The organism is Allostella sp. (assembly GCF_041913585.1).
In the GTDB taxonomy this organism is placed as follows: domain Bacteria; phylum Pseudomonadota; class Alphaproteobacteria; order ATCC43930; family Allostellaceae; genus Allostella.
This window is the reverse complement of sequence record NZ_JAYSFE010000075.1, coordinates 1-23522: the sequence shown is the minus strand read 5'-3', so window position 1 is coordinate 23522 and position 23522 is coordinate 1. Positions and strand designations below refer to the sequence as shown.

The following is a 23522-nucleotide window of genomic DNA, read 5'->3' as shown; positions in this document are numbered from 1 at the left end:
GGAAATCGAACGTCTGACCCAGGATCTTCAGGTCGAGATTGCTCGCCCCGTTCCAACTAATGACCGCCATGACTGGCTACCTCCTCGTCTTTCGAATGCTGCCCGTTGATCGAGCCGGGCAAAGCCCGGCCGCCGGCTCCCAGTCCGAGAACTAACGCCCCGGAAGATAGATATGCGGTTTTGACCAACGCAAGCGATTTCCCTCGGACCCTTCCGGGCCCCGCTCCCGAGCCCCGGAATGTTGCCGGGTGGCAACAAGAGGGCCGTCGATCGCTGCGTCGCAGGAGGTATCGGACCGGTTCAATGTGACGGCCGTCACAAGGGGTGTCAAGAATCCGGGGGCCGCGCTCCGCCGGCCGACGGGCGGGCCGCGGCGGAGCAAGCGGTTGACGCCGTGGCCGACGGCGGGCATTGGTCGCCGACGCCGCCGTCGATCCGCCGTCGCCGGCGGCCCGACACCTGCCAGAGGCCCCGCTTGTCCCAGCCTTCCGTCGCGCCTTCCGTCGCGCCGTCCGTTGCGGTCGTCACCCGCACCAAGGACCGCGCCGTCCTGCTCCGCCGCGCGATGGAGAGCGTGCTGTCGCAGACCGCGACCGACTGGGTCCATGTCGTCGTCAACGACGGCGGCGACCCGGGGCCGGTCGACCGGCTCGCGGCCGCCTTCGCCGACCGCTATGCCGGCCGCCTCCGGGTCGTCCACAACCCGCGCTCGCTCGGCATGGAGGCCGCCTCGAACGTCGGGCTGCGCGCGGCGGACAGCCGCTACGTCGTCATCCACGACGACGACGACAGCTGGGAGCCCGAGTTCCTGGCGGCCACCACCGCCTATCTCGACCGCCAGGACGGCACCAGCATCGCCGGCGTCGTCACCCACAGCATCCGCATCGACGAGCGGATCGTCGGCGACCGCGTCGAGATCGACCGCCGCAGCCCCTACAACGACTGGGTCCGCAGCATCACGCTCTTCCGGATGGCCGGCGGCAACATGTTCCCGCCGATCTCGTTCCTCTTCCGGCGATCGATGCTGGACGAGGTCGGCTACTATCGCGAGGACCTGCCGGTGCTGGGCGACTGGGACTTCAACCTGCGCTTCCTCGCCCGGCGCGACATCGGCGTGCTGCCGCGGCCGCTGGCGCTCTACCACCACCGCCCGAGCTCGACCGATCCCGCCTACGCCAACTCGATCTTCGGCGCCCAGGACAAGCACGCCCTCTACGACGCGCTCATCCGCAACGAACTGATGCGCCGCGACCTCGACGCCGGCAAGGTCGGCCTCGGCACGCTCGTCAATCTCGGCCAGCACCTGTCGCTGCTGGAACTCAAACTGAACGCCCTCTTCGACGCCGCCCGCTTCAGCTTCCGGGTGCTCGAGGCGGTGCTGTCGCCGCTGCGCTGGGCGGCGCGAACCTGGCGGCGGCTGACCGGGCGATGACCGCCGCGACGCCCCTCTCCGCGGCCGGCCGGCGGCGCGTCGTCGTCGTCCTCGGGATGCATCGCAGCGGCACGTCGCTGCTGGCGTCCCTGCTGCAGGCGCTCGGCGTCGACCTCGGCCCCGACCTGCTGCTCGACCGGACGCCCGACAACGAGGCCGGCTACTGGGAGCACAAGGGCATCGCCGAGGCCCAGGAGGCGATCCTCGCCCAGCTCGGCCGCACCTGGTACCTGCCCGAGGGACAGGTCCCGCTGCCCGAGGGCTGGTGGCGCCTGCCCGAGCTGCGGCCGTGGCGGCGCCAGCTCGCCGACATCGTCGCCCGCGAGGTCGCCGCGACGGTCGGGACGTGGGGCTTCAAGGACCCGCGCACCGTCCGCCTGCTGCCGATGTGGCACGACATCTTCGCCGATCTCGGGATCGAGCCGGTCTGGCTGCTCGCCATCCGTCATCCCGAGGCGGTGGCGAAGTCGCTGGCCAAGCGCGACCGCATGACCGCGGCGGCCGCCCAGCTCCTCTGGCTCGACCACACGCTCGACGCCTTCCGCCATGCCGGCGACCGCATCGCCGCCGTCGTCGACTACGACGACTGGTTCGCGCGGCCGGTCGAGACGGCGCAGGCGACCCTCGCGCGGCTCGGCCTCGCCTGGCCCGCCGACACGTCGGCGCTGGAGGCGGTGGTCGGCCGCATCGTCCGCCCCGACCTGCGCCACGGCGAAGGCCGCCATCCGGCCACCCTGATGCCGGAGGTCCGGGAACTCTACGGGCTGCTCCGCGCCAGCGCCCCGGACGCCCCGCCGGCCGACGCGGTGCGGCCGCTGCTGGCCCGCGTCGACGGCGCCCGCCGGCTGCTCGCGGGCTGGGGCGAGTATGTCGCCCGCCACCCCGAGCGCGAGGCGGAGATGCAGCGACTGGGCCGCGACTTCGAGGAGATGCGCGGCCAGTTCGAGACGTTCCGCACCCGCGCCAAGGCGGATATCGCCCAGCAGCGCGCCCGCGCCGACGCCTTCGCCCGCGACCACGCCGCGCTGCAGGAACTCTACGCCGCGCTCGATGCCCGCCGGCAGGCGGCCGAGGGGGAGGTGGCGGCGCTGCACCGGCAGATCGGCGCCATCGCCGCCGAGCGCGACGCGATCGACGCCCGGCGCGCCGGGGTCGAGAACGAACTGGCCGCCCGCCAGCGCATCCTCGACCAGGTGATGCCGGACCCGGCGCGGGCGCTCGACGAGATCTGGAACTCGACCTCGCTGCGCCTCGTCCGACCGCTGCAGCGGCTGGTCGGCGGGCGCGCCGCCGCCGCGCGGCCGCCGACGCCGACGCCGGAAGATCAGGCGCGACTGGCCGTCGCCCTGCAGCAGGGCTTCTTCTGGAACCTGACCGGGCCGCTGCGCGCCGCCGCCCGGCTCTTGCGCGGCAGGGGGCGGCAATGACCGAGCGCGCCGACGACTACGGCCAGTACTGGGACCTCTACGTCCGGCAGATCTTCCCGCAGATCCGGACCCACGACCCGGACGGCGGCCGCCTCGCCTGGCCCGGCGACGAGTGGGGCACGCCCGAGATCTGGGAGCGCATCTACGCCATGGTCTTCGCCCCCGAACTCGACCCGCCGCCCGCGCGCGCGATCGAGATCGGCCCCGGCGCCGGCAAGTATACCGCCATGGTGCTCGACCATTGCCCGCAGGCCGAAATCCTGGCGGTCGACGTCTCGCCGGCCTATCTCGCCGTGCTCGAGGAGCGCCTGGCGCCGGCGATCGCGGCCGGCCGCCTCGCGACGGCCCGGCTCCTGCCGGAATGGGATCATCTCGCCCGGCTCGTCGCCGAGCGCGGCTGGCGCGGATCGGTCGATCTCGTGTTCTCGATCGACGCCATGGTCCATGTCGACCTGCAGTATCTCGTCGCCTACTGGATGGCGGCGGCCGACGCGCTGCGGCCCGGCGGCAAGATCATCATGAGCGTCGCCGACGCGACCTCGCCGCACGGCTTCGAGAAGCTGATGGCCGACGTGCCGACCTACTTCTCCTCGCAGGGCAAGATCACCTCGAAGTTCGAGTGGCTGTGCCCGCCGATGGTCGAGCATGTCCTCGGCCGGCTCGGCTTCGACGTCCGGTTCTTCCCCAAGCTCGCCGGCCGCGACTGCTGGTTCGTGGCGACGCGGCGGGCGGCCGAGGTCAGCGGAGCCAGTGCGACAGGTCTCGCCCGATGAGGCGGGAGAAGGCGGCGACCCGCGGCGCGTAGAGGTCGCGCAGCGGCTGGCGCAGCGATTCGCGCAGGGGCTCGCCGTCGCCGGCGTTGACCCGCTCGGCGAAGCGCGCGTCCGGCCAGCCGCGCGGGATCGCGGCATCGATCCCGAGATGCCCGCAGACCCGGTCCATGACGCCGCGGGGATCGGCGACGACGTCGTCGTGGAGCAGGACCAGGAACTGCTCCTTCGGGAACTCCGCCATCCAGCGCTCGAGGCAGCCGGCATAGTCGCCGCGCACCTGCGACTGGCCCGACCGGAAGACGTCGAGGAACCAGGCATCCGACAGTTCGCGCGGGTACATGAGCCCCCAGCGCGCGATCATCAGTGCCGCCGACCAGGCCCGCTCGATCGGATTGCGGGCAATGAAGACGAGCGGGGCCGCCGGCATCGTCCGCCGGACCTCGGCGATGCCGCCGGGCGAGATCGCGGCATAGCCCGGCGTGATGTCGCCGACCTTTCGGTCGGCGGGCGCGCGGGCGAACAGCCCCGCGTACCAGTCGATCCCGCGCTCGCGCTGCCAGTCCCAGAAATGCACCTCCTTGCCAGCCGGGAAAGCCACTTCCGGGTGGAAGTTCAGCATCTTGAAGAGCCAGGTCGTCCCCGCCTTCTGGGCGCCGATGCCGAGGAAGTCGGGCAGCCGGCCGGTCACCGTCCGCCCTCCCCGGACTCGGGACGGGCATCCGATTCGAAATCGAGATCGACCAGCCCGGCGCGCCAGCGGTCGGGGTCGGGCATCACCTTGAACATCGCGGCATCCACGAGACGATGGAGGAAGCGGCGCTCGGCCCCGGTCTCGGCCGAGACGCCGGCATTGACGAAATAGGTGCCGGGCAGGAGCCGGCAGCGGAAGGCGTGCCGGACCTGCCAGACCTCGCCGGCATGGACCTCGGCCAGCGCCCGGCCGGCCGACGCGGTCGAGCCGCCGGCGAGTTCGGTGCCGGCGACGGTGCGGATCAGCGTCCCGAAGCTGACGCCGGAGGCGGTCTCGGCGAAGGCGACGCGGCAGCGGATCTCGTAGGCGCCGCCCCGGCGCAGGACGTTGACGGGCGCCCCCTCGGGCGTCGTCACCCGCAGGTCGGAGATGGTGGCCCCCGCCGGCTCGTAGATGACGGCGGCCGCCGGCCGCATCGCGGCGTCGAGGAAGGCGTCGTCGCCGCCTTCCTCCGGCGGGGCGACGACCGGCTCCGTCTCCGGCCGGCCCGCGCGGATCGCAGCCCGGAGATGGGCGCGGCGCTCCGGCGGAGCGAAGAGCAGGCGATGGTACTGCGCGACGACGGCCCGCGGCTCGCCCTCGGCCAGTTTCTCGCCGTCGTCGATCAGGATGGCGCGGTCGCAGAGCGTGGTGACGTGGACGGCGGCGTGCGAGACGAAGAGGATGGTGCCGCCGCCGGCCCGGAACCGCTCCAGCCGGGCGAAGCACTTGCGCTGGAAGGCCTCGTCGCCGACCGCCAGCGCCTCGTCGACGATCAGGATGTCGGGCTCGACATGGACGGCGACGGCGAAGGCGAGCCGCACCCCCATGCCGCTCGAATAGGTGCGGAGCGGCTGGTCGAGATGGTCGCCGAGGTCGGCGAAGGCCGCGATCGAGGGCATCGCCTCGGCGATCTGCCGGTCGTCGAGGCCGAGGATGGCGGCGTTGAGGCGCGCGTTCTCGCGCCCCGTGAAGTCCGGGTGGAACCCGGCGCCCAGTTCGAGGAGCGCCGAGATCCGGCCCGAGGCTTCGACCCGCCCCGTCGTCGGCGTCATCGTGCCGGCGATGATCTGCAGCAGCGTCGACTTGCCCGACCCGTTGCGGCCGACGAGGCCGACCGTCTCGCCGCGGGCGACCTCGAACCCGATGTCGCGCAGCGCCCAGTGCTCGTCGACGTGCGCGGCCTCGCGCCGCAGCGCCTGGCGCACCCGGTCCCAGGGGGACGCGTAGCGGCGGTAGACCTTGCCGACGCCCTCGACCCGCAGGGCCGGCGCCTCAGAGGACATCGGCGAACCCACGGCGCAGGCGGCGGAAGAGCGCGAAGGCGACGGCGACCGCGACGGCGCCGGCGGCGAGCCCGATCAGCGTCGGCAGGCCCGGCAGCTGGCCGTCGAGCAGCACGCCGCGGACTTCCTCGACGGCGGCCGTCAGCGGGTTGAGGAAGAAGAGGCCGCGATAGGCCGCCGGCACCGCGTCGAGGGGATAGAAGATCGGCGACAGGAACATGAGCACGGTCAGCCCGACGGTGACGAGCTGGCCGATGTCGCGGGCATAGACGCCGACGCCGGCCACCACATAGGCGACGGCGAGCGCCATCAGCGCGACCGGCGCCAGCGCCACCGGCGCCAGCACCGCGGTCCAGGGCGGCAGGCCGACGAAGACGAGATGGCCGGCGAGCCACACCGCGAGCGCCAGGGCGGTGTGGAAGAAGCCGGCGAGCACCGCCGCCATCGGCAGCACCTCGACCGGGAAGAGCACCCGCTTGACGAGGCTGGCATGGGCCAGCACCAGGCCCGGCGCCCGCGCCACCGCCTCCGAGAAGAGCCAGTAGACGATGAGGCCCGCGAACAGCATCAGCCCGAAGGGCGCCCGCGGCCCCGTCGCCAGCCCCCAGCGCGCCTCGAAGACGATGCCGAAGACGAAGGTGAAGACGCCGAGATAGAGCAGCGGCTGCGCCACCGCCCAGACGAGGCCGAGCAGCGAGCCGCGATAGCGACCCTCGACCTCGCGCCGGGCGAGCTGGAGGATGAGCTGGCGCCAGCGCAGCGCCGTGCCGACCGGGCCCAGGACCGGAACCGGTGCCGTCATCGCACGAGGCGCCGCAGCACGCGGCGCGCGAGCCCGGTCCCCCGCCGCAGCACCGCATCGACATGGCGGCCGGCGAAGGGGATGCGCCGCAGCAGGTAGCTGCCGCCATTGACGAAATGGGCGAGGCGCGGGAAGGCGATCAGCATCTGGCCCGGCTTCCACAGCGCCGCCCCCACCGACTTGAGCCGGCGCTTCATGCTGGCGTCGGGCAGGCGCAGCAGCACCGGCACCGTCAGGCTGCGGCCGAAATCGGCCGAGCGCGGGCGCACCTGCATGCCGGGCAGGTCCTCCTTGCGGGGCCACAGGATCATCCGCCGCAGCCGGCGATAGGCGGCATCCGCCCGGCGCTCGACGGCGAGGAAGTCGGCCGCCCCGGCCGGGGAGCGGAAATGCTCGAGGATGCCCTGGAACATGGCGTCGTCGGCGCCCGGCTCCAGCACCGCCGGGTCGATCGGCAGGCCGTCCGGCACGCCGCGCCCGTCCGGCAGCAGCCGGTAGCCCTCGACGCTGGGCGCGGCGATCTCGAGCGGGTCCTCGATCAGGTGGTGGTAGGCGAAGAGGGCCTGGCCGGGTGCATTGGCGAACGGCTCCAGGCTGTCGACCGAGACGCCGAAGATGTGCCCGAAATGGGGAGCGGGCCCGCGGCCGTAGTCCCAGCGCCCGAAATAGAGCCCGTGCCAGTCCCATTGCGGGAAGTGCCGCATCAGCAGCGCCTGGGTCCCGCCGGTCCAGCCGGAATCGACCAGCACCGGGGTCGCGATGTCGTCGAGCAGTTCGTCGAGATAGCGCGCCAGCGCCGTCGCCTGTTCGGCGAAATAGGCGCGCACCGCCCGCCCCAGCGCGTCGTCCGCCTCGTAGACCGCGGCGAAGGACCCGATCGTGACCGGGGTGTGCGCCAGCACGTCCGGGAGGTCGATGCCGCGCCCGCGCAGCAGGCAGCGCAGCATGTAGCCGAGCGAACCCGCCCCGAACTCGCGCACCAGCGTCGGCGCGATGCCGACGAAGTCGTGGACGAGGCAGCCCTTGGCGGCGGCGACCCGAGAAATCGCGAGCTCGCCCATCGGCAGCACCGGGGTCGTGCCGGTCCGCTCGCACCACAGCCGGTAGAGCAGCCCGAGGCGCAGGCCACCGCGGGCGACGAAGAGCAACCGCGCGCCGCGGTCCTCGAAGCCGACGCCGGCGAGGTGCAGGCGACGGCAGAACTGCAGGAAGATCGGGCCCAGCAGCTCGCGGCCGAAGCGGCGCTGGGCGTCGCGGTCGGCCGCCACCGGCGGCTCCTCCGGCCAGTCGTCGCCGGCGAGGTGGGAATAGGCCTCGGGCGGTGGGAACCGCCGCTCGAGCGAGGCCTCCAGGTCCTCCGCCTCCGCCGCTGCCGCCGCGGTCGCCAGCGCCGGCGCCGTCACGCCGCCCGCCGCATCATGGCGCGGTGCTGCAGGATCGCCAGCTTCTGGCGCAGCCCGTGCAGGCGCCGCCAGCCCGCCGGGCGCGGCGTGTGCAGGACATGGATGCCCATGGCGCGCGGCGTCGCGACGTCGGCCTGCGCGCTGTCGCCCATGTGCAGCACCTCGCCCGGGGCGACCCCCTCCTCCGCCAGCATCACCCGGAAGAGGCCGCCGCCGCGCTTGGTGACGCCGCGGTCGGCGCTGCTGTAGCCGCCGTCGAGCACGAGGTCGGGCAGGAGGCGAGCGATCAGGCCGGCGATGGTGGCGGCCGGCAGGTACATGTCGCTGGCGAAGACGACCCGGCGCCCGGCCTGGCGCTGGCGGGCCAGCGCCGCGGCGAGCGGCCGGTTGCCGACCAGTTCGTCCAGCTCCGACTCGAACTCGACGTCGGAGAGGAGCGGCGCCAGCGCCGGATCGAGGCCGAGCGCGCGGGCGACCATGGCGAAGATCAGGTCGAGATGGCCCTCGCGCTCACCGTCGACGGTGCGGATGACGCGATAGGCGGTGCGGGCGGCGACGAGCCTCGCGGCATAGAGCGCGTCGGCGTCGACGGCGACGCCGCGGGCGGCCAGCGCCTTCGCCTGCATCTGGGCGACGCGGGCGAAGCGCGCCATCTCCGGCCGGGTGCCGCGCAGCAGCAGCGTGTCGAACACGTCGACGCTGACGAGGCGGATGGCATGGTCGCGGACGATGCGGTCGATCGCCTCGGTCGGGCGTCTCATCAGCCTCGGGTCCAGAATTGTCCGGCCGCCGCGGCCGGTCGCGGCGACGGTCTCGGCCGGCCATGCTTTAGCGGCAAGGGCGGGCAAAATCCATGGCTTCGCTTGACGGCGGGGGGGCGGCCATGGTCCGAGATCGCCCATGACCCAGCCCGAGAAATATGTCGACTACGAGGCCGCCTGGGACGGCTATGCCCAGCGCTGGCGCCAGGCCCATCCCGGTCTCGCCCATCTCGGCGACGAATGGATCGGCCGCGAGGCCGGCGCCGCCGAGACGCTCGCCGCCTATGTCGCGCTGATCCGCGAGCGCTTCGTACTGCCCTGGCTCGACCCGGCCGACACGGTGCTGGAGATCGGCGTCGGCGGCGGCCGCACGGCGGCGATCCTGGCCGACCATTGCCGCGAACTGATCTGCGCCGACGTCTCGGCCGAGATGCTGGAACTGACCCGCCAGCGCCTCGCCGCCGCGCCCGGCCGGACGGACCGCACCCGCTTCGTCAAGCTCGACGGCACCTCGCTCGCGGGCATCGCCGACGGCGCCGCCGACGCCTGCTTCTGCTACGACACGCTGGTCCATGTCGAGCCGCGGGACATCTTCAACTACCTGACGCTGCTGCCGCGGGTGCTGCGCGGCCGCCGCCGCTGCGTGCTCCACCATGCCGACACGCTCAGCGAGCGCGGCTTCGCCAAGTTCCTCGGCGACTGGCACCATTCGATCGGCGGTCGCCGCCACGGCGAGGCCTTCTCGGTGATGACGCCGGCGATCATGCGCCGCTTCCTCGACCATCTCGGCTACCGCGTGCTGCTCGAGGACCACGAGACGGTCCCGCGCGACTGCGTCTGGGTCTGCGAGGCGCCGCCCGTCCGGGACTAGCGCCCGGGACTAGTGCCGGAAGTGGCGGTGGCCCGTCAGGACCATCGCCAGGCCCTGCGCGTCGGCGGCGGCGATCACCTCGGCGTCGCGCATCGAGCCGCCGGGCTGGATGACGGCGGTGCAGCCGGCGGCTGCGGTCGCCAGCAGGCCGTCGGCGAAGGGAAAGAAGGCGTCGGACGCGGCGACCGAGCCCTTGGCCGGGCTCTCCGCCAGGCCCGCCAGCCGGCCCGAATCCTCGGCCTTCCAGGCGGCCATCCGGGCGCTGTCGACGCGGCTCATCTGGCCGGCGCCGATGCCGACGGTGGCGCCGCCCCGGGCATAGACGATGGCGTTCGACTTGACGTGCTTGGCGACGGTGAAGGCGAAGACGAGGTCCGCCATCTCCTGCGGCGTCGGCGCGCGCTTCGTCACCACCTTCAGCTCGGCCGGCACCACCGGCCGCGAGTCGCGGGTCTGCAGCAGGTAGCCGCCGGCGACCGAGCGCAGGGTCATGCCGGGCGCCGCCGGGTCCGGCATCCCGCCGGTCAGCAGCAGCCGCAGGTTGGCCTTGCGGGCAAGCGCCGCCTTCGCCTCCTCGGTGGCGTCGGGGGCGACGATCACTTCCAGGAAGAGCTTGCCGATCGCCTCGACCAGCGACGCCTCCAGCGGCCGGTTGATGGCGACGATGCCGCCGAAGGCGCTGACCGGATCGCAGGCGAGCGCCCGGCCCCAGGCATCGAGGATCGAGCCGCCCTCGGCGACGCCGCAGGGGTTGGCGTGCTTGACGATGACGACGGCCGGGTGGGCGAACTCCGCCGCCAGCTCGAAGGCGGCGTCGGTGTCGTTGAAATTGTTGAAGCTGAGCTCCTTGCCCTGGACCTGGACGGCCGTCGCCACCCCCGCCCGGCGCTCGGTGCCGACATAGAAGGCCGCCGCCTGGTGCGGGTTCTCGCCGTAGCGCAGCACCTGTCGGCGCTCGGCCGCGGCGACGAAGGTGGCGGGGAACGTCTCGCCCTCGCGGGCCGCCATCCAGGCGGCGACGGCGGCGTCGTAGGCGGCGGTATGGGCATAGGCGGCGGCGGCCAGCCGCCGGCGCAGCGGCAGCGAGGTGGCACCGGACTGCGCCTCGAGTTCGGCCAGCAGTTCCGCATATTGCGCGGGCGCGGTCACCACCGCCACGAAGTCGTGGTTCTTGGCCGCCGCCCGGATCATCGCCGGGCCGCCGATGTCGATGTTCTCGACGCACTCCGCCTCGTCGGCGCCGCGCGCCACCGTCTCGCGGAAGGGGTAGAGGTTGACGACCACGAGGTCGATCGGCCGGATGCCGTGCCGCGCCATGGCCGCCACATGCTCGGCCTCGTCGCGGCGGGCGAGGATGCCGCCGTGGATGCTGGGATGCAGGGTCTTGACCCGGCCGTCCATGATCTCCGGGAAGCCAGTATGGGCGGACACCTCGGTGACCGGAACGCCCGCCGCCGCCAGCGCCTTGGCGGAGCCGCCGGTCGACAGGATCTCGACCCCGCGCGCCGCCAGCGCCCGGCCGAGCTCGACGAGCCCGCTCTTGTCGGAAACGGAGATGAGGGCCCGACCGATGGCGATCGGGGCGAGCGTGGCTGCGGCCATGGCAGGCGAACCGGCGATGTTGCGGGGGAATTTGCGGCCGGAACTTAGTCGCCCGCCCCCGCCGCCGGCAAGCCGGGCGTCGATTCGCCGCGCTCCGCCGGGACAATGCATTCTGCCTCGACCGGCCTTCGCGCGGCCCGGGGAGCAGTGCTAGGGTCCGCCGCCTCCCCCATCCCACCCGACCACAGCCGGAGACCCGATCATGGCGAGCGCAGCCGAGGAATTCCTGACCCTGCACGAGATCGTCAAGGCGGCACGCGAGCGCCTCGACAAGGGCCGCTGGGACTACCTCATGGGCGCGACCGAGACCGAGACGACCTTCCGCCGCAACCGCCAGGCGATCGATTCCTGGGCCTTCCGGCCGCGGGTGCTGCGCGACGTCAGCCAGGTCGAGACCGGCACCACCCTCTTCGGCCGCAGGATCGCGATGCCGGTGCTGATGGCGCCGATCGGCTCGCTCGAATCCTTCGAAGCCGGCGGCGGGGCGACGGCGGTCAGGGCCGGCGGGCGGATGAACGTGCCGCTGATGCTGAGTTCGGTCTGCAATCCCGGCCTCGAAGCCGTCGCCGACGCCGGCCCGGACGCGCCGCGCATCTTCCAGCTCTACGTCCGCGGCGACCACGCGTTCGAGGACGACCATGTGAAGCGGGCGGTCGACCGCGGCTACTTCGCCTTCGCCGTCACCGTCGACACCGCCCACTATTCCCGGCGCGAGCGCGACCTCGCCAACCGCTTCGTCAAGCCGTGGCGCCAGGCCGCGACCGGCATGGACTGGCAGGCCGCCTACAGCTGGGACAACGTCAAGCGCTTCAAGGACAAGCACCGGATCCCGCTGATCCTGAAGGGGATCGGCACCGGCGAGGACGCGGCGGCGGCGGTCGCGATCGGCGTCGACGGCGTCTACGTCTCCAACCATGGCGGCCGCCAGCTCGACCAGGGCCGCGGCTCGCTGGAGGTCCTGGAAGAAGTGGTGACCGCGGTCGCCGGGCGCGCCACCGTCATCGTCGACGGCGGCTTCTACCGCGGCACCGACATCGTCAAGGCGATCGCGCTCGGCGCCGACTGCGTCGGCTGCGGCCGCATGACCGGGCTCGGCATGGCGGCGGCCGGCGAGGAGGGGCTGGTCCGCGTCCTCGACCTGCTGAAGGAGGAGATCACGATCGCGCTGGCGCTGCTCGGCTGCCGCAACCTGGGCGAGCTCTCGCGCAACCACCTGTCGCGCTCGCAGCCGGTGGCCCCCGCCCACGCCCTGAGCGCCTTCCCGCTGCTGGCCGAAGGCTACTGAGGCGCGGGCCGGCCCTTGCCGCGAGGGGGAGGCGCCCGCTAGGGTCCGGCTCCCCACCACGGCCCCGGCGAGGCCCCGATGCCGCTCCCCGATCTCGACGCCCTCAGCCGCGCCGCGGCGACGGTCCACGCGGTCTTCGGCCCGACGCCGCAGATCCACTGGCCGCTCCTGTCGGCGCGGGCCGGCGCCGAGGTCTGGGTCAAGCACGAGAACCACACGCCGGTCGGCGCCTTCAAGGTGCGCGGCGGCATCGTCCACATGGCGAACCTGCGCCGCGAGCGGCCCGACCTCCGGGGCGTCATCACCGCGACCCGCGGCAACCACGGCCAGAGCATCGCGCTCGCCGCCCGCGCCGCCGGGCTGACCGCGACCGTCGTCGTCCCGCACGGCAACAGCGTCGAGAAGAACGCGGCGATGCGGGCGCTGGGCGCCGAACTGGTCGAACACGGGCACGACTTCCAGGCCGCCTACGAGTTCGCCGTCGCCGAGGCGGGCGCGCGCGGGCTGCACATGGTGCAGTCCTTCCAGGATGATCTCGTCGCCGGCGTCGGCACCTACGCGCTCGAACTCTTCTCCGCCGTCCCCGAGATCGACACGGTCTATGTCCCGATCGGGCTCGGGTCCGGCATCTGCGGCACCATCGCCGCCCGCGACGCGCTCGGCCTTTCGACGAAGGTCGTCGGCGTCGTCGCGGCGGGGGCGCCCGCCTATGCCCTCTCCTTCGCCGCCGGCCATGCGGTCTCGACCAACCGCGCCGACACGATGGCCGACGGCATGGCATGCCGGGTTCCGGTCGCCGAGGCGGTCGCCCTGATCGCCCGCGGCGCCGACCGCATCGTCACCGTCGACGACGGCGAGATCGCGGCCGCCATGCGCCACTACTTCACCGACACCCACAACGTCGCGGAGGGGGCGGGCGCGGCACCGCTGGCCGCCCTGCTCCGGGAACGCGACCGCATGGCGGGCCGGCGCGTCGCGCTGGTGCTGTCCGGCGGCAATGTCGACCGCGCCGTCTACGCCCCCATCCTGGCCGCCGAGGACACCCCATGACGACCGACATCGCGATCGCCCGCGCCGCCTCGCTGAAGCCGATCGAGGAGATCGGCGCCCGCCTCGGCGTGCCGGCCGAGGCGCTGTTCCGCTACGGCCCGCACAAGGCGAAGATCGACCTCGCCTGGGCCGGCGAGCGGGCGAAGACCCCGCGCGGCAAGCTGATCCTGGTGACGGCGATCAACCCGACCCCGGCCGGCGAGGGCAAGACGACGACGACGGTCGGCCTCGGCGATGCCCTCAACCGCATCGGCAAGAAGGCCGCCATCTGCCTGCGCGAGCCGAGCCTCGGCCCCTCCTTCGGCATGAAGGGCGGGGCGGCCGGCGGCGGCCATGCCCAGGTGGTGCCGATGGAGGACATCAACCTCCACTTCACCGGCGACTTCCATGCCATCACCGCCGCCCACAACCTGCTGGCCGCACTCCTCGACAACCACCTCTACTGGGGCAACGGCCTCGGCATCGACCCGCGCCGGGTCAGCTGGCGGCGCGTCCTCGACATGAACGACCGGGCGCTGCGCCAGATCATCGTCGGGCTGGGCGGCGTCGCCAACGGCCTGCCGCGCGAGGACGGGTTCGACATCACGGTGGCCTCCGAGGTGATGGCGATCTTCTGCCTCGCCCGCGACCTCGGCGACCTCCGCGAGCGCCTCGCCCGCATCGTCGTCGCCGCCACCCGCGACCGCAAGCCGGTGACCGCGGGCGACCTCAAGGCCGACGGCGCGATGACGGTGCTGCTGAAGGACGCGCTCGCCCCCAACCTCGTGCAGACGATCGAGAACAACCCCGCCTTCGTCCATGGCGGGCCGTTCGCCAACATCGCCCACGGCTGCAACTCGGTGCTGGCGACGACGACCGCGCTCGGCCTCGCCGACTATGTCGTGACCGAGGCCGGCTTCGGCGCCGACCTCGGCGCCGAGAAGTTCTTCGACATCAAGTGCCGCAAGGCCGGCCTCTCGCCCGCCGCCGCCGTCATCGTCGCCACCGTGCGGGCCCTGAAGATGCATGGCGGCGTCGCCAAGGCCGATCTCGGCCGCGAGAACGTGGCCGCGGTCGAAGCGGGCTTCACCAACCTCGCCCGCCATGTCGAGAACGTGCGCCGCTTCGGCGTGCCGCCGGTCGTCGCCCTCAACCGCTTCGCCACCGACACGCCGGCCGAGCGCGAGGCCGTGGTCGCCGGCTGTCGCCGGCTCGGCGTCGAGGCCTACGACTGCTCGCACTGGGCGGACGGCGGCGCCGGCGCCGAGGGCCTCGCCCGCGCCGTGGTCGACCTCGCCGAGGGCGGCTCGGCCCGCTTCCAGCCGCTCTACGGCGACGCCCTGCCGATCCTCGACAAGATCCGCACGATCGCCACCACCCTCTACGGCGCCGCCGACATCGCTCCGGACGCCAAGGTCGTCGCGCGCGCGCAGGAACTGGAGAAGAGCGGCCACGGCAACCTGCCGGTCTGCATGGCCAAGACCCAGTACAGCTTCTCGACCGACCCCGACGCCAAGGGCGCGCCCTCGGGCCATGTCGTGCCGGTGCGCGAGCTGCGGCTCCTCGCCGGCGCCGGCTTCGTGGTCGCGCTCTGCGGCGACATCATGACCATGCCCGGCCTTCCCAAGGTGCCGGCGGCGGAGTCGATCGGCCTCGACGCCGAGGGGAACGTGGTGGGGCTGTTCTAGACCCGGGTCAGTCACCGGCGAGGTCGAGCCCGATCGCCAGCGCCTGCACGAGGCAGAGCGGCGCCACCATCGTGCGCATCGCCGCTTCCGGCATGTCCGGGATCTCGAACACCAGCCGGGCGCCGGCGGCGATCGGGCTGAGCAGGCTGTCGGTGATGGCGATCGCCGGCACGCCGCGCGCCACCAGTTCGGGGAAGAGCCGGACGGTGTCCGGATAGTAGCTGCGGAAGCTGACGGCGATCAGCGCGTCCTCGGCGGTGGCGGCGTGGGCCTGCTCGCCGATGCCGCCGCCGATGCCGTCGAGCAGCACCACCCGGCGGCCGAGCTTGCGCAGCACGTAGGCGAGGTGGGCCGCGACCGGGTAGGAGCCGCCGAGCCCCAGCAGGTAGATGTCGCGCGCCTGCCCCAGGAGCGCGACGGCCGCGTCCAGGTCGCGCTCCGGCACCGACTGGGAGAGGGTGTCGAGGGCGGAATGGGCGTCGCGCACGAAGCGCTCGAGCACCGCCCGCGGCCGGCGACCGAGGACCGAGGCCTCGTCCCGCGTCATCCGCGCCAGCCGCGCCTTGTAGCTCGGCGCCACCCCCGCCACGAGCCGCGAACGGAAGACCTGCTGCATCTCGGTGAAGCCGTTGAAGCCCACCGCCCGGGCGAAGCGCACGATCGCCGAGGGCTGCACGCCCGTCCGCCCCGCCACCTCCGCCACCGTGCCGAACGCCACGTCGGTCGGGTGGTCGAGAACGAATTCCGCCACCTGCTGCAACCGCCCCGGCAGGTCGGCATGGCGCTGCGCGATCGCCGTGCGCAGCGCGTCGTAGGCACCGATCCGGGCTTCTTCGTCGCTCATGCCACCATCGCGGTCTGGATCATTCATTCCACTTTACAGCACCATTTGGAATGCGCATTCTATTTCCGAAGACGAGCGAACAACGTCGTCGATGGAGGGAACGATGAGCAGCAGCGGCATCTCGCGGCGCCGGGCGATGCAGGGCAGCCTGATGGCGGCGGCGCTGGCCGGCGGGGCCACGATGTTCGGCCCGTGGAAGCACAACCGGGTCTGGGCCCAGGGCGCGGCCAAGCCGATCAAGCTCGGCCTGACCTGCGACGCCAGCGGCCAGTACGGCGCCAGCGGCCAGGACGACCTCCTGGGGATGCGGCTGGCGATCGACGAGTTCAACGCCCGGGGCGGCGTGCTGGGGCGCAAGGTCGAGTGGATCACCACCGACACCGAGACCAACCCCGCCACCGCGACCCGCGTCGCCGAGCGCTTCATCGCCCAGGAGCAGTGCGCCTTCCTGATCGGCGCCGTCCATTCCGGCGTCGCCAACGCCATCACCCAGGTCGCGGCCAAGTACGGCACGATCTACATGAACACCAACTCGTCGGCGCCGAGCGAGGCGGGCGAGAACTGCTCGCGCATCAAGTTCGTCTGGGACGGCAACGGCACCAACTTCTCCAAGGCGGCGGTCAAGAACGCCGTCGAGGGCATCGGCAAGCGCTGGCTGCTGCTGACCAACGACTATGTCTGGGGCCACACCACGTCGGCCTCGACCAAGGCGCTGGCCGAGGCGGCGGGCGCCCAGATCATCGACAACCTGCTGGTGCCGCAGAACACCCGCGACTTCACCTCGTACCTCCTGAAGGTGCAGCAGCTGAAGCCGGACGTCGTGGCGACCGCGATCGGCGGCGACGACATCAAGGCGCTGCGCCAGCAGATCACCGACCTGCGCCTCGAGGAGCGCACGGCCTGGATCAACAACCAGCAGGACTGGCCGGACATCTGGGGCGCGCCCGAGAGCCTGTTCGGCGTCTTCGGCACCACCTGGTATCACAAGCTGAAGCTGCCCGGCGTCGACGACTTCGTGAAGCGCTGGCAGGCGGCTTTCCCCAAGTCGCCGATCCCGGTGCCGGGCAACGTCTCCTACAACGGCTACATGGCGACGCGCGAGCTGCTGCGGGCGGTCGATCGCGCCGGCGGCACCAACAACGGCAAGGTCATCCGGGCGCTGGAGGGCCACAAGATGCCGGCCGCCGAGCGGATGCAGCATTTCGACGCCCATATCGACCCGGCGACGCACCAGGTGCAGCAGACGATCTACCTCGCGCGCCGCAACGCCAAGCCGGCGGACAAGACCGATCTCTACGAGATCCTGAGCCAGACGACGCCGGCCAACGCGCTCGACGACGCCGCTCCGACCAAGTGCCGGCTGGCCCCCTTCGAGCAGCTGCCGACCTACGAGATGTGAGGGGCGGCGGCGCCCCCCTCGCATCCAGACCGGCCGGGGCGCCAGCCGCCCCGGCCGCCCGTCCCGCCACCGGTCAGGCCGATGCTCGTCAACCTGCTGCCCCACCTCGTCAACGGCCTCACCCTCGGGTTGCTCTTCGCGCTGATCGCGCTGGGATTCATGCTGATCCTGGGGCTGATGGAGCAGATCAACCTGGCGCACGGCTCGCTGTTCGCGCTGGGCGCCTATTTCGCCTACGCCATCGCGACCCCGCGGCTGCCCTGGACCGATGCCAACGCCGCCTGGGCAATGGCGCCGCTCGGCTGGCGCTACGCCGCGGCGCTGCTCGTCGCGCCCGTCCTGGTCGCGCCCTTCGGGCTCGTCATCGAGCGGCTGATGCGCCGGACCTACGGGCAGGACCCGCTCTACGGACTGCTCCTCACCTTCGGCATCGCGCTCGTGCTGGAGGACGCGATCCGCACCGTCTGGGGCACCCGCGACTACAGCCTGCAGGTGCCGCGCGACATCTCGGGCGGCTTCTTTCTGCTCGACCTCATCTGGTCGCGCTATCGCTTCTGGGCCGCCGCCTTCGCCATCGTCGCCATGGCGCTCGTCTGGGTCGTCGTCGAGCGCACGCGCTTCGGCGCCATGGTCAAGGCCGGCGCCCACGACACCGAGATCGTGCAGGCGATGGGCATCGACATCCGCAGGCTGCGGGCCGGCGTCTTCGCGCTCGGCACCGTGCTGGCGGCGCTGGCCGGCGTCATCATGGCGCCGATCTGGGGCATTCGCCCGCACATGGGCGTCGATGCGGTGGTGCCGGCCTTCGTCGTCATCGTGCTGGGCGGCGTCGGCTCCTTCTGGGGCGCGGTCCTGGCCGGGCTGATGGTCGGCATGGTCGTCGGCCTGTCCGGCGCCTATGCGTCCGAATGGTCGCTGCTCTCGATGTACCTGCTGCTGATCCTGGTCGTGACGTTCCGCGCCCGCGGGCTGTTCGGCAAGAAGAGCCTGCTGGAGGCATGATGACGGCCGCCGCTCCGGTGCGCGCCCACCTCGTGCGCACCTTCACCCCGACCATGCTGCTGACCTGGGCGGTGCTGGCGACCCTGCCCTTCTGGATCGAACGGGTCGGCCTCTACCAGTATCTCGCGGTCGAGGTGCTGATCTGGGCGACCTACGCGCTCGCCTTCAACCTCGTGCTCGGCCATGCCGGCCTGCCCTCCTTCGGCCACGGCGCCTTCTTCGGCATCGGCGCCTATGCCTTCGGGCTGGCGCAGTTCAACATCGCGGCCAACCTGTGGGTCTGCATGGCCGCCGCGCTCCTGGCGGCGGCCGTCGCGGGTGCGCTGGTCGGCTGCTTCATCTCGCACCGGCGCGGCATCTATTTCGCGCTGATGACGATCGCCTTCGGCCAGGTCTTCTGGTTCGTCGCGATCAAGGCGCACGGCATCACCGGCGGCGAGGACGGGCTGCTCCGCATCGTCCGCCTGCCGGTCGAACTCGGCGTCGCCGCCATCCCGATGGAGGACAATGTCAGCCTCTACTACGGCGTGCTGGCGGTCTTCGTCCTCGTCTCGCTCGGCCTCTGGCGGCTGGTGCACTCGCCCTTCGGGCGGGTGGTGAAGGCGATCAAGCAGAACGAGCAGCGCGCCCGCTTCGTCGGCTACGACGTGTGGAAGGCCAAGTTCGCCGTCCTCGTCCTGTCGGCGGCGCTGTCCGGCCTCGCCGGCGGCCTCTTCGCCATGGCCCAGCGGTCCGCCTTCCCGGACGTCATGAGCCTGCACTATTCCGGCTACGTGGTGATGATGACGCTGGTCGGCGGCGGCCTCGTCTCCTTCTGGGGGCCGGTCGCCGGGGCCGTCGCCTTCCTCCTGGCGCGCGACCTGATCGGCGCCGTCACCACCGGCTGGATGCTGTGGTTCGGGATGCTGTTCGTGGTGCTGGTGATGTTCCGCCCGGACGGGCTGGCGGGCATCGCCGCCGGCCTGCGGCGGACGCCCGCGGCGACACCCCGGCCGGGGAGCGGCTGAGCCATGGCGCTGTTCGAAGCCCGCTCCCTGCACCTGCGTTTCGGCGACCGGGTGGTGCTGGAGGACGTGTCGCTGGCGTTCGCGGCCGGCGGCCTCTCCGGCATCATGGGGCCGAACGGCGCCGGCAAGACCACCTGCTTCAACGTGCTGACCGGCCGCTACCGCCCCGACCGCGGCCAGGTCCTGTTCGAGGGCCGCGACATCACCGGGATGGCGCCGCACCGCATCGCCCGCCTCGGCGTCGCGCGGTCGTTCCAGCTGATGAACCTCTTCGACGAGTTCTCGGTGTTCGAGAACGTCGCCGTCGCCCTGCCGGCGACCCGGCGGCGGGTCGCCGACCCGTTCGGCCGCGCCTACGGCGACCCGGCGACGGTCGCCGCCGCCATGTCCGTGCTGGAGCGGGTCGGCCTCGCCGACCGCGCCGACCAGCCGGCGAAGTCGCTGCCCTACGGCGCCCGGCGCGCGCTCGAGATCGCGGTCGCCCTGGCCTCGGAACCCAAGCTGCTCTTCCTCGACGAGCCGACCGCCGGCCTCGGCTCGGACGGCCGGGCGCGGCTCGCCGAACTGATCCGGTCGCTGAAGGGCCAGGTCACCATCGTCGTCATCGAGCACGACATGGAGTTCCTCTTCGGCCTCGCCGACGAGATCTCGGTCATCCACTGGGGCCAGGTGATCGCGCACGGCACCCCGGCCGCGCTCAGGACCAACCCCTGGGTGATGGAATCCAAGCTCGGGAGCGTCGCCTGATGCTCGAGGTCGAGGCGATCGACACCTTCTACGGCGAGACGCAGGCGCTGTTCGGCGTCTCGCTGGCGGTGGCAGCCGGCGAGGTGCTGGCGCTGCTCGGCGCCAACGGTGCCGGCAAGACGACGCTGCTGCGCTCGATCCTCGGCCTGACGCGGCCGCGCCGCGGCGAGATCCGGTTCCGCGGCCGCGCCGTCACCCGCCGCCCGACGCACGAGATCGCGCGCGCCGGCATCGGCTGGGTGCCCGACGACCGCCGCCTCTGCCCCACCCTGACGGTCGCCCGGAACCTGTCGCTCGCGATCAAGGCGACGGGCTTCCGCCGCTGGACCATGGCCGAGGTGACGGACCTGTTCTCGCCCCTGAAGTACCTGATGGCGCGCGAGGCCGAGACCCTGTCCGGCGGCGAGATGCAGATGGTGGCGATCGCCCGCGCGCTGCTGGGCGCCCCCGGCCTCGTCCTCTTCGACGAACCGAGCCAGGGGCTGGCGCCCAAGATCGTCGACGACGTGATGGCGGTGATCGGCCGCCTGCGCGGCGAGGGCATCGCCGCCATCGTCGTCGAGCAGAACCCGGACGTGGCGCTCGCGGTCGCCGACCGCGCCGTCGTGCTGTCGCGCGGGCAGGTCGCCTGGGCCGGCACCCCGGCCGCGCTGGCGGCCGACCCGGCCCTGCGCCGCCGGTTGCTGGGCGGCCTGCAATGACCGACGCACTGCTCGTGCTGGACGGCGTCGGCAAGGTCTATCGCCGCGGGCTGCTGTCGCGCGAGACGGCCTTCCGCCTCGAGGTCGACCGCGGCTTCGCCGGGCGCCAGATCGTCGGCGTGCTCGGCCCCAACGGTGCCGGCAAGACGACGCTGTTCGAGATGATCGCCGGCTCCAACCCGCCGACCCAGGGCCAGGTCCGCATCGCCGGGCAGGACATCCACCGCGTCCGCCCGCGCGAGCGCGACCGCCTCGCCATCCACTACCACCAGTCCTATCAGGTGCGGCGCTTCCGCCGGACCCGGCTGGCCTGGACGATGGAGCGCGCCGCCAGCCCCTATCCCCTCGTCCACCTCTTCGACGAGCCGCAGTTCAACACCCAGGACGGCTATATCGGCTTCATGCTCGATTTCTTCCGTCGCCTGAAGGGCGAGGGAAGGCTGGTCTTCGTCTGCCTGCACCCGACGGCGCCGTTCCAGATCGACATCCTGCGGGAGATCTGCGACCGCTTCCTCTTCGTCGCCGGCGGCGAGGTGCGGGGCTTCGACGACCTGGCCGCGACTGCCGCCGACCCCGCGGTACGGCGCTATCTGGGCGCGCTGGCCGACCACGCGGGGCCGGAACCGAACCCGTAGCGCGCCGTTGCCGGAGCCGACGACCGCATCCGCCTGGCGTGCCGGACGGGACGCGGTGACGGCAGCCGGCTACCAGCCGCCCGTCTCCAGCCAGCGATCGACCTGGTCGAGGCGGTCGGAGCCCCAGAAGGGCTCGTCGTCGACGAAGATGAAGGGCGAGCCGAAGACGCCGCGGGCGATTGCGGCATCGACCTCGGTCTTGAGGCGTTCCTTGACGGCCGGCTCCAGCATGCCGCGCGCGAGGTCGGCCGGGTCGTAGCCGAGCTGGCCGGCGATCCGCCCGAGATCCTCGCTGGTGACGTCGCGGCCCTCGCCGAAGATCCGGTGATAGACGCCGCGGGCGAACATCCGCGCCTTGCCGGCATCCTGGCCCTCGATCCAGTAGAAGGCGCGGGAATGGGGAACCGATGCGAAGGGGAAGGTCGGGGGCATGGTGAAGGGCAGGCCCATGAGCCGCGCGGTGCGGGCAAAGTCGCGCTTGGAATAGTCCCCCTTCATCGGGATGCCGGTCAGCGGCTGGCTTCCCGTCAGCTTGAAGACGGCCCCCAGCAGGATCGGCCGCCAGCGCACGTCGCGCCCGTGCCGGGCGGCGATCGCGTCGATCCTGGCCGAGGCGGCGTAGCCGTAGGGCGAGGAGAAGTCGAAGTAGAAGTCGATCGGCTCGGCCATGGTCCGGTGGCTCCTCTTCCTATTCGGCGGCGACGGCACGCGCGATCAGCATGCGCTGGATGTCGCTGGTGCCTTCGTAGATCTGGCAGATGCGGACGTCGCGATAGATGCGCTCGACCGGGAAGTCGGCGAGATAGCCGTAGCCGCCATGGATCTGGATGGCGTCGGAGGCCACCTTCTCGGCGATCTCGGAGGCGAAGAGCTTGGCCATCGCGGCCTCGGTCAGGCAGGGCTCGCCACGGTCGCGCTTGGCGGCGGCGTCGAGCGTCATCAGGCGGGCGGCGCGGATCTGGGTCGCCATGTCGGCGAGGCGGAAGGCGACCGCCTGGTGCTCGATGATCGGCCTGCCGAAGGACTTGCGCTCCTTCGCGTAGTCGCGGGCGGCCTCGTAGGCGGCGCGCGCCATGCCGACCGCCTGCGCGGCGATGCCGATCCGTCCGCCCTCGAGGTTGGCGAGCGCGATGTTGTAGCCGCGCCCCTCCTCCCCCAGCATCAGGTCCGGCGTCAGCCGCAGGTCCTCGAGCAGGATCTGGCAGGTGTCCGAGGCGCGCAGACCCAGCTTCTCCTCGACCCGCGCCACCTTCCAGCCGGGATTGTCGGTCGGCACGACGAAGGCCGAGATGCCCTTCTTGCCGGCCTCGGGATCGGTCACCGCGAAGACGATGGCGACGTCGGCCGAACTGCCGGAGGTGATGAACTGCTTGGTGCCGTTCAGCACCCAGTGGTTGCCGTCGCGCCGCGCCCGGGTGGTGATGGCGGACGCGTCCGACCCGGCGCCCGGCTCGGTCAGGCAGAAGGCGCCCAGCTTCTCGCCACGCGCCAGCGGCTTCAGGAACCGCTCCTTCTGCTCCCTCGTGCCGAAGCGCAGGATCGGCAGGCAGCCGACCGAGTTGTGGACCGAGACGATGGTCGAGCAGGCGCCGTCGCCGGCGGCGATCTCCTCGACCGCCAGCGCGGCGGCGACGTTGTCGATGCCGGCCCCGCCCCATTCCTCGGGCACGGTCATGCCCATGAGGCCGAGTTCGCCCATCTGGCGCAGCACGTCCTTGGGGAAGCTGCCGGCGCGGTCGCGCTCGGCGGCGTGCGGCTTCAGGTGCTCGGTGGCGAAGTCGCGCGCCATGTCGCGCACCATCGCCTGCTCTTCGGTCAGTTGCATCGTCCGGTTGTTCCTTCCCATCCGGCGGCGGTCAGAAGCGGACCCCGATCTCGCCCCGGGCACCGCTCGACGAGCCGTAGTCGCCGCGCACCACCAGCAGGTCCTGGAGCGCCGCGCAGCCGGCGAGCAGGCCGGCCAGCGCCAGCATCGCGACCAGCCGCCTCACCGCGATTCCTGGAAGAGCTCGCGGCCGATCAGCCAGCGGCGGATCTCGCTGGTGCCGGCGCCGATCTCGTAGAGCTTGGCGTCGCGCAAGAGGCGGCCGGTCGGATA

At 72.3% G+C, this 23522-nt stretch carries 24 protein-coding genes; 13 read left to right on the top strand and 11 right to left on the bottom strand.

All coding sequences use genetic code 11. The features are described from left to right. Window positions 1–475 precede the first annotated feature (475 nt). The 3 genes from ACE3Q3_RS14950 to ACE3Q3_RS14940 are packed head-to-tail and all read left to right on the top strand — an operon-like array spanning window position 476 to window position 3632. Window positions 476–1432, top strand: a complete 957-nt coding sequence (locus tag ACE3Q3_RS14950) for a glycosyltransferase family 2 protein (protein ID WP_374447375.1) — start codon at window positions 476–478, stop codon at window positions 1430–1432. Further along, window positions 1429–2859 (top strand): hypothetical protein, encoded by a 1431-nt coding sequence (locus ACE3Q3_RS14945; protein WP_374447373.1) that lies wholly within the window; start codon window positions 1429–1431, stop codon window positions 2857–2859. The genes ACE3Q3_RS14950 and ACE3Q3_RS14945 overlap by 4 nt, the downstream gene beginning before the upstream one ends. Continuing rightward, window positions 2856–3632: a trans-aconitate 2-methyltransferase gene (locus ACE3Q3_RS14940; RefSeq protein WP_374447370.1), complete on the top strand. Its 777-nt coding sequence runs from the start codon at window positions 2856–2858 to the stop codon at window positions 3630–3632. The genes ACE3Q3_RS14945 and ACE3Q3_RS14940 overlap by 4 nt, the downstream gene beginning before the upstream one ends. Here ACE3Q3_RS14940 and ACE3Q3_RS14935 read toward each other — a convergent pair. From ACE3Q3_RS14935 to ACE3Q3_RS14915, 5 genes are read right to left on the bottom strand one after another with little or no spacing between them, the layout of a single operon-like run. Beyond that, complete coding sequence (locus tag ACE3Q3_RS14935; RefSeq protein WP_374447367.1) at window positions 3598–4320, bottom strand: sulfotransferase; 723 nt, start codon at window positions 4318–4320, stop codon at window positions 3598–3600. The two genes, ACE3Q3_RS14940 and ACE3Q3_RS14935, sit on opposite strands and share 35 nt — an antisense overlap. Further along, on the bottom strand, window positions 4317–5648 hold the full coding sequence (locus tag ACE3Q3_RS14930) for an ABC transporter ATP-binding protein (RefSeq protein ID WP_374447364.1): 1332 nt from the start codon (window positions 5646–5648) through the stop codon (window positions 4317–4319). The genes ACE3Q3_RS14935 and ACE3Q3_RS14930 overlap by 4 nt, the downstream gene beginning before the upstream one ends. Next, entirely contained in the window at window positions 5638–6450 is an 813-nt protein-coding gene (locus ACE3Q3_RS14925) for an ABC transporter permease (protein WP_374447362.1), read from the bottom strand. Before ACE3Q3_RS14925 ends, ACE3Q3_RS14930 begins: the two co-directional genes overlap by 11 nt. Next, window positions 6447–7853, bottom strand: coding sequence for a hypothetical protein (locus tag ACE3Q3_RS14920; RefSeq protein ID WP_374447360.1), 1407 nt, complete (start codon window positions 7851–7853; stop codon window positions 6447–6449). The genes ACE3Q3_RS14925 and ACE3Q3_RS14920 overlap by 4 nt, the downstream gene beginning before the upstream one ends. Continuing rightward, entirely contained in the window at window positions 7850–8614 is a 765-nt protein-coding gene (locus tag ACE3Q3_RS14915) for a hypothetical protein (protein ID WP_374447357.1), read from the bottom strand. Before ACE3Q3_RS14915 ends, ACE3Q3_RS14920 begins: the two co-directional genes overlap by 4 nt. 139 nt (window positions 8615–8753) lie before the next feature. Between ACE3Q3_RS14915 and ACE3Q3_RS14910 the strand changes: the two genes are divergently transcribed. After that, complete coding sequence (locus ACE3Q3_RS14910) at window positions 8754–9485, top strand: methyltransferase domain-containing protein (RefSeq protein WP_374447355.1); 732 nt, start codon at window positions 8754–8756, stop codon at window positions 9483–9485. A gap of 9 nt (window positions 9486–9494) precedes the next feature. On the opposite strand, the gene purH is transcribed toward ACE3Q3_RS14910, so the two are convergent. Next, on the bottom strand, window positions 9495–11087 hold the full coding sequence (gene purH / locus ACE3Q3_RS14905; protein ID WP_374447352.1) for a bifunctional phosphoribosylaminoimidazolecarboxamide formyltransferase/IMP cyclohydrolase: 1593 nt from the start codon (window positions 11085–11087) through the stop codon (window positions 9495–9497). A gap of 202 nt (window positions 11088–11289) precedes the next feature. On the opposite strand from purH, the gene ACE3Q3_RS14900 reads away from it, so the two are divergent. The 3 genes from ACE3Q3_RS14900 to ACE3Q3_RS14890 all read left to right on the top strand — a co-directional run bounded on the left by ACE3Q3_RS14900 (window position 11290) and on the right by ACE3Q3_RS14890 (window position 15089). After that, window positions 11290–12372: an alpha-hydroxy acid oxidase gene (locus ACE3Q3_RS14900; RefSeq protein ID WP_374447348.1), complete on the top strand. Its 1083-nt coding sequence runs from the start codon at window positions 11290–11292 to the stop codon at window positions 12370–12372. A 78-nt stretch (window positions 12373–12450) separates the two neighbouring features. Then, window positions 12451–13422: a threonine dehydratase gene (locus tag ACE3Q3_RS14895; protein ID WP_374447345.1), complete on the top strand. Its 972-nt coding sequence runs from the start codon at window positions 12451–12453 to the stop codon at window positions 13420–13422. Then, window positions 13419–15089, top strand: a complete 1671-nt coding sequence (locus tag ACE3Q3_RS14890; protein ID WP_374447343.1) for a formate--tetrahydrofolate ligase — start codon at window positions 13419–13421, stop codon at window positions 15087–15089. Before ACE3Q3_RS14895 ends, ACE3Q3_RS14890 begins: the two co-directional genes overlap by 4 nt. A gap of 7 nt (window positions 15090–15096) precedes the next feature. On the opposite strand, the gene ACE3Q3_RS14885 is transcribed toward ACE3Q3_RS14890, so the two are convergent. Next, a complete protein-coding gene (locus ACE3Q3_RS14885; protein WP_374447340.1) occupies window positions 15097–15933 on the bottom strand; it encodes a MurR/RpiR family transcriptional regulator in 837 nt (278 codons plus the stop codon). Between the two features lie 103 nt (window positions 15934–16036). On the opposite strand from ACE3Q3_RS14885, the gene ACE3Q3_RS14880 reads away from it, so the two are divergent. The 6 genes from ACE3Q3_RS14880 (at window position 16037) to ACE3Q3_RS14855 (ending at window position 21424) form a co-directional block, all read left to right on the top strand. Then, window positions 16037–17332: an ABC transporter substrate-binding protein gene (locus tag ACE3Q3_RS14880; protein ID WP_374447338.1), complete on the top strand. Its 1296-nt coding sequence runs from the start codon at window positions 16037–16039 to the stop codon at window positions 17330–17332. 81 nt (window positions 17333–17413) lie between these two features. Continuing rightward, window positions 17414–18334, top strand: a complete 921-nt coding sequence (locus tag ACE3Q3_RS14875) for a branched-chain amino acid ABC transporter permease (RefSeq protein ID WP_374447335.1) — start codon at window positions 17414–17416, stop codon at window positions 18332–18334. Beyond that, window positions 18334–19341, top strand: a complete 1008-nt coding sequence (locus ACE3Q3_RS14870; protein ID WP_374447334.1) for a branched-chain amino acid ABC transporter permease — start codon at window positions 18334–18336, stop codon at window positions 19339–19341. The genes ACE3Q3_RS14875 and ACE3Q3_RS14870 overlap by 1 nt, the downstream gene beginning before the upstream one ends. 3 nt (window positions 19342–19344) lie before the next feature. Next, window positions 19345–20088 (top strand): ABC transporter ATP-binding protein, encoded by a 744-nt coding sequence (locus tag ACE3Q3_RS14865; RefSeq protein ID WP_374447333.1) that lies wholly within the window; start codon window positions 19345–19347, stop codon window positions 20086–20088. Continuing rightward, window positions 20088–20789 carry an ABC transporter ATP-binding protein gene (locus ACE3Q3_RS14860; protein WP_374447330.1) on the top strand — a complete coding sequence of 234 codons (702 nt, stop codon included), beginning with the start codon at window positions 20088–20090 and terminating at the stop codon, window positions 20787–20789. The genes ACE3Q3_RS14865 and ACE3Q3_RS14860 overlap by 1 nt, the downstream gene beginning before the upstream one ends. Next, window positions 20786–21424, top strand: a complete 639-nt coding sequence (locus ACE3Q3_RS14855) for an ATP-binding cassette domain-containing protein (RefSeq protein ID WP_374447329.1) — start codon at window positions 20786–20788, stop codon at window positions 21422–21424. The genes ACE3Q3_RS14860 and ACE3Q3_RS14855 overlap by 4 nt, the downstream gene beginning before the upstream one ends. Window positions 21425–21493: 69 nt before the next feature. On the opposite strand, the gene ACE3Q3_RS14850 is transcribed toward ACE3Q3_RS14855, so the two are convergent. The 4 genes from ACE3Q3_RS14850 to ACE3Q3_RS14835 all read right to left on the bottom strand — a co-directional run. After that, on the bottom strand, window positions 21494–22093 hold the full coding sequence (locus tag ACE3Q3_RS14850; RefSeq protein ID WP_374447326.1) for a 2-hydroxychromene-2-carboxylate isomerase: 600 nt from the start codon (window positions 22091–22093) through the stop codon (window positions 21494–21496). A 19-nt stretch (window positions 22094–22112) separates the two neighbouring features. Then, entirely contained in the window at window positions 22113–23249 is a 1137-nt protein-coding gene (locus ACE3Q3_RS14845; RefSeq protein WP_374447323.1) for an acyl-CoA dehydrogenase, read from the bottom strand. 31 nt (window positions 23250–23280) lie between these two features. Next, window positions 23281–23415, bottom strand: a complete 135-nt coding sequence (locus ACE3Q3_RS14840) for a hypothetical protein (protein ID WP_374447322.1) — start codon at window positions 23413–23415, stop codon at window positions 23281–23283. Further along, window positions 23412–23522 (bottom strand): acyl-CoA dehydrogenase family protein (locus ACE3Q3_RS14835; RefSeq protein WP_374447378.1); only part of this gene is annotated, 111 nt, incomplete at its 5' end. The genes ACE3Q3_RS14840 and ACE3Q3_RS14835, both read right to left, overlap by 4 nt.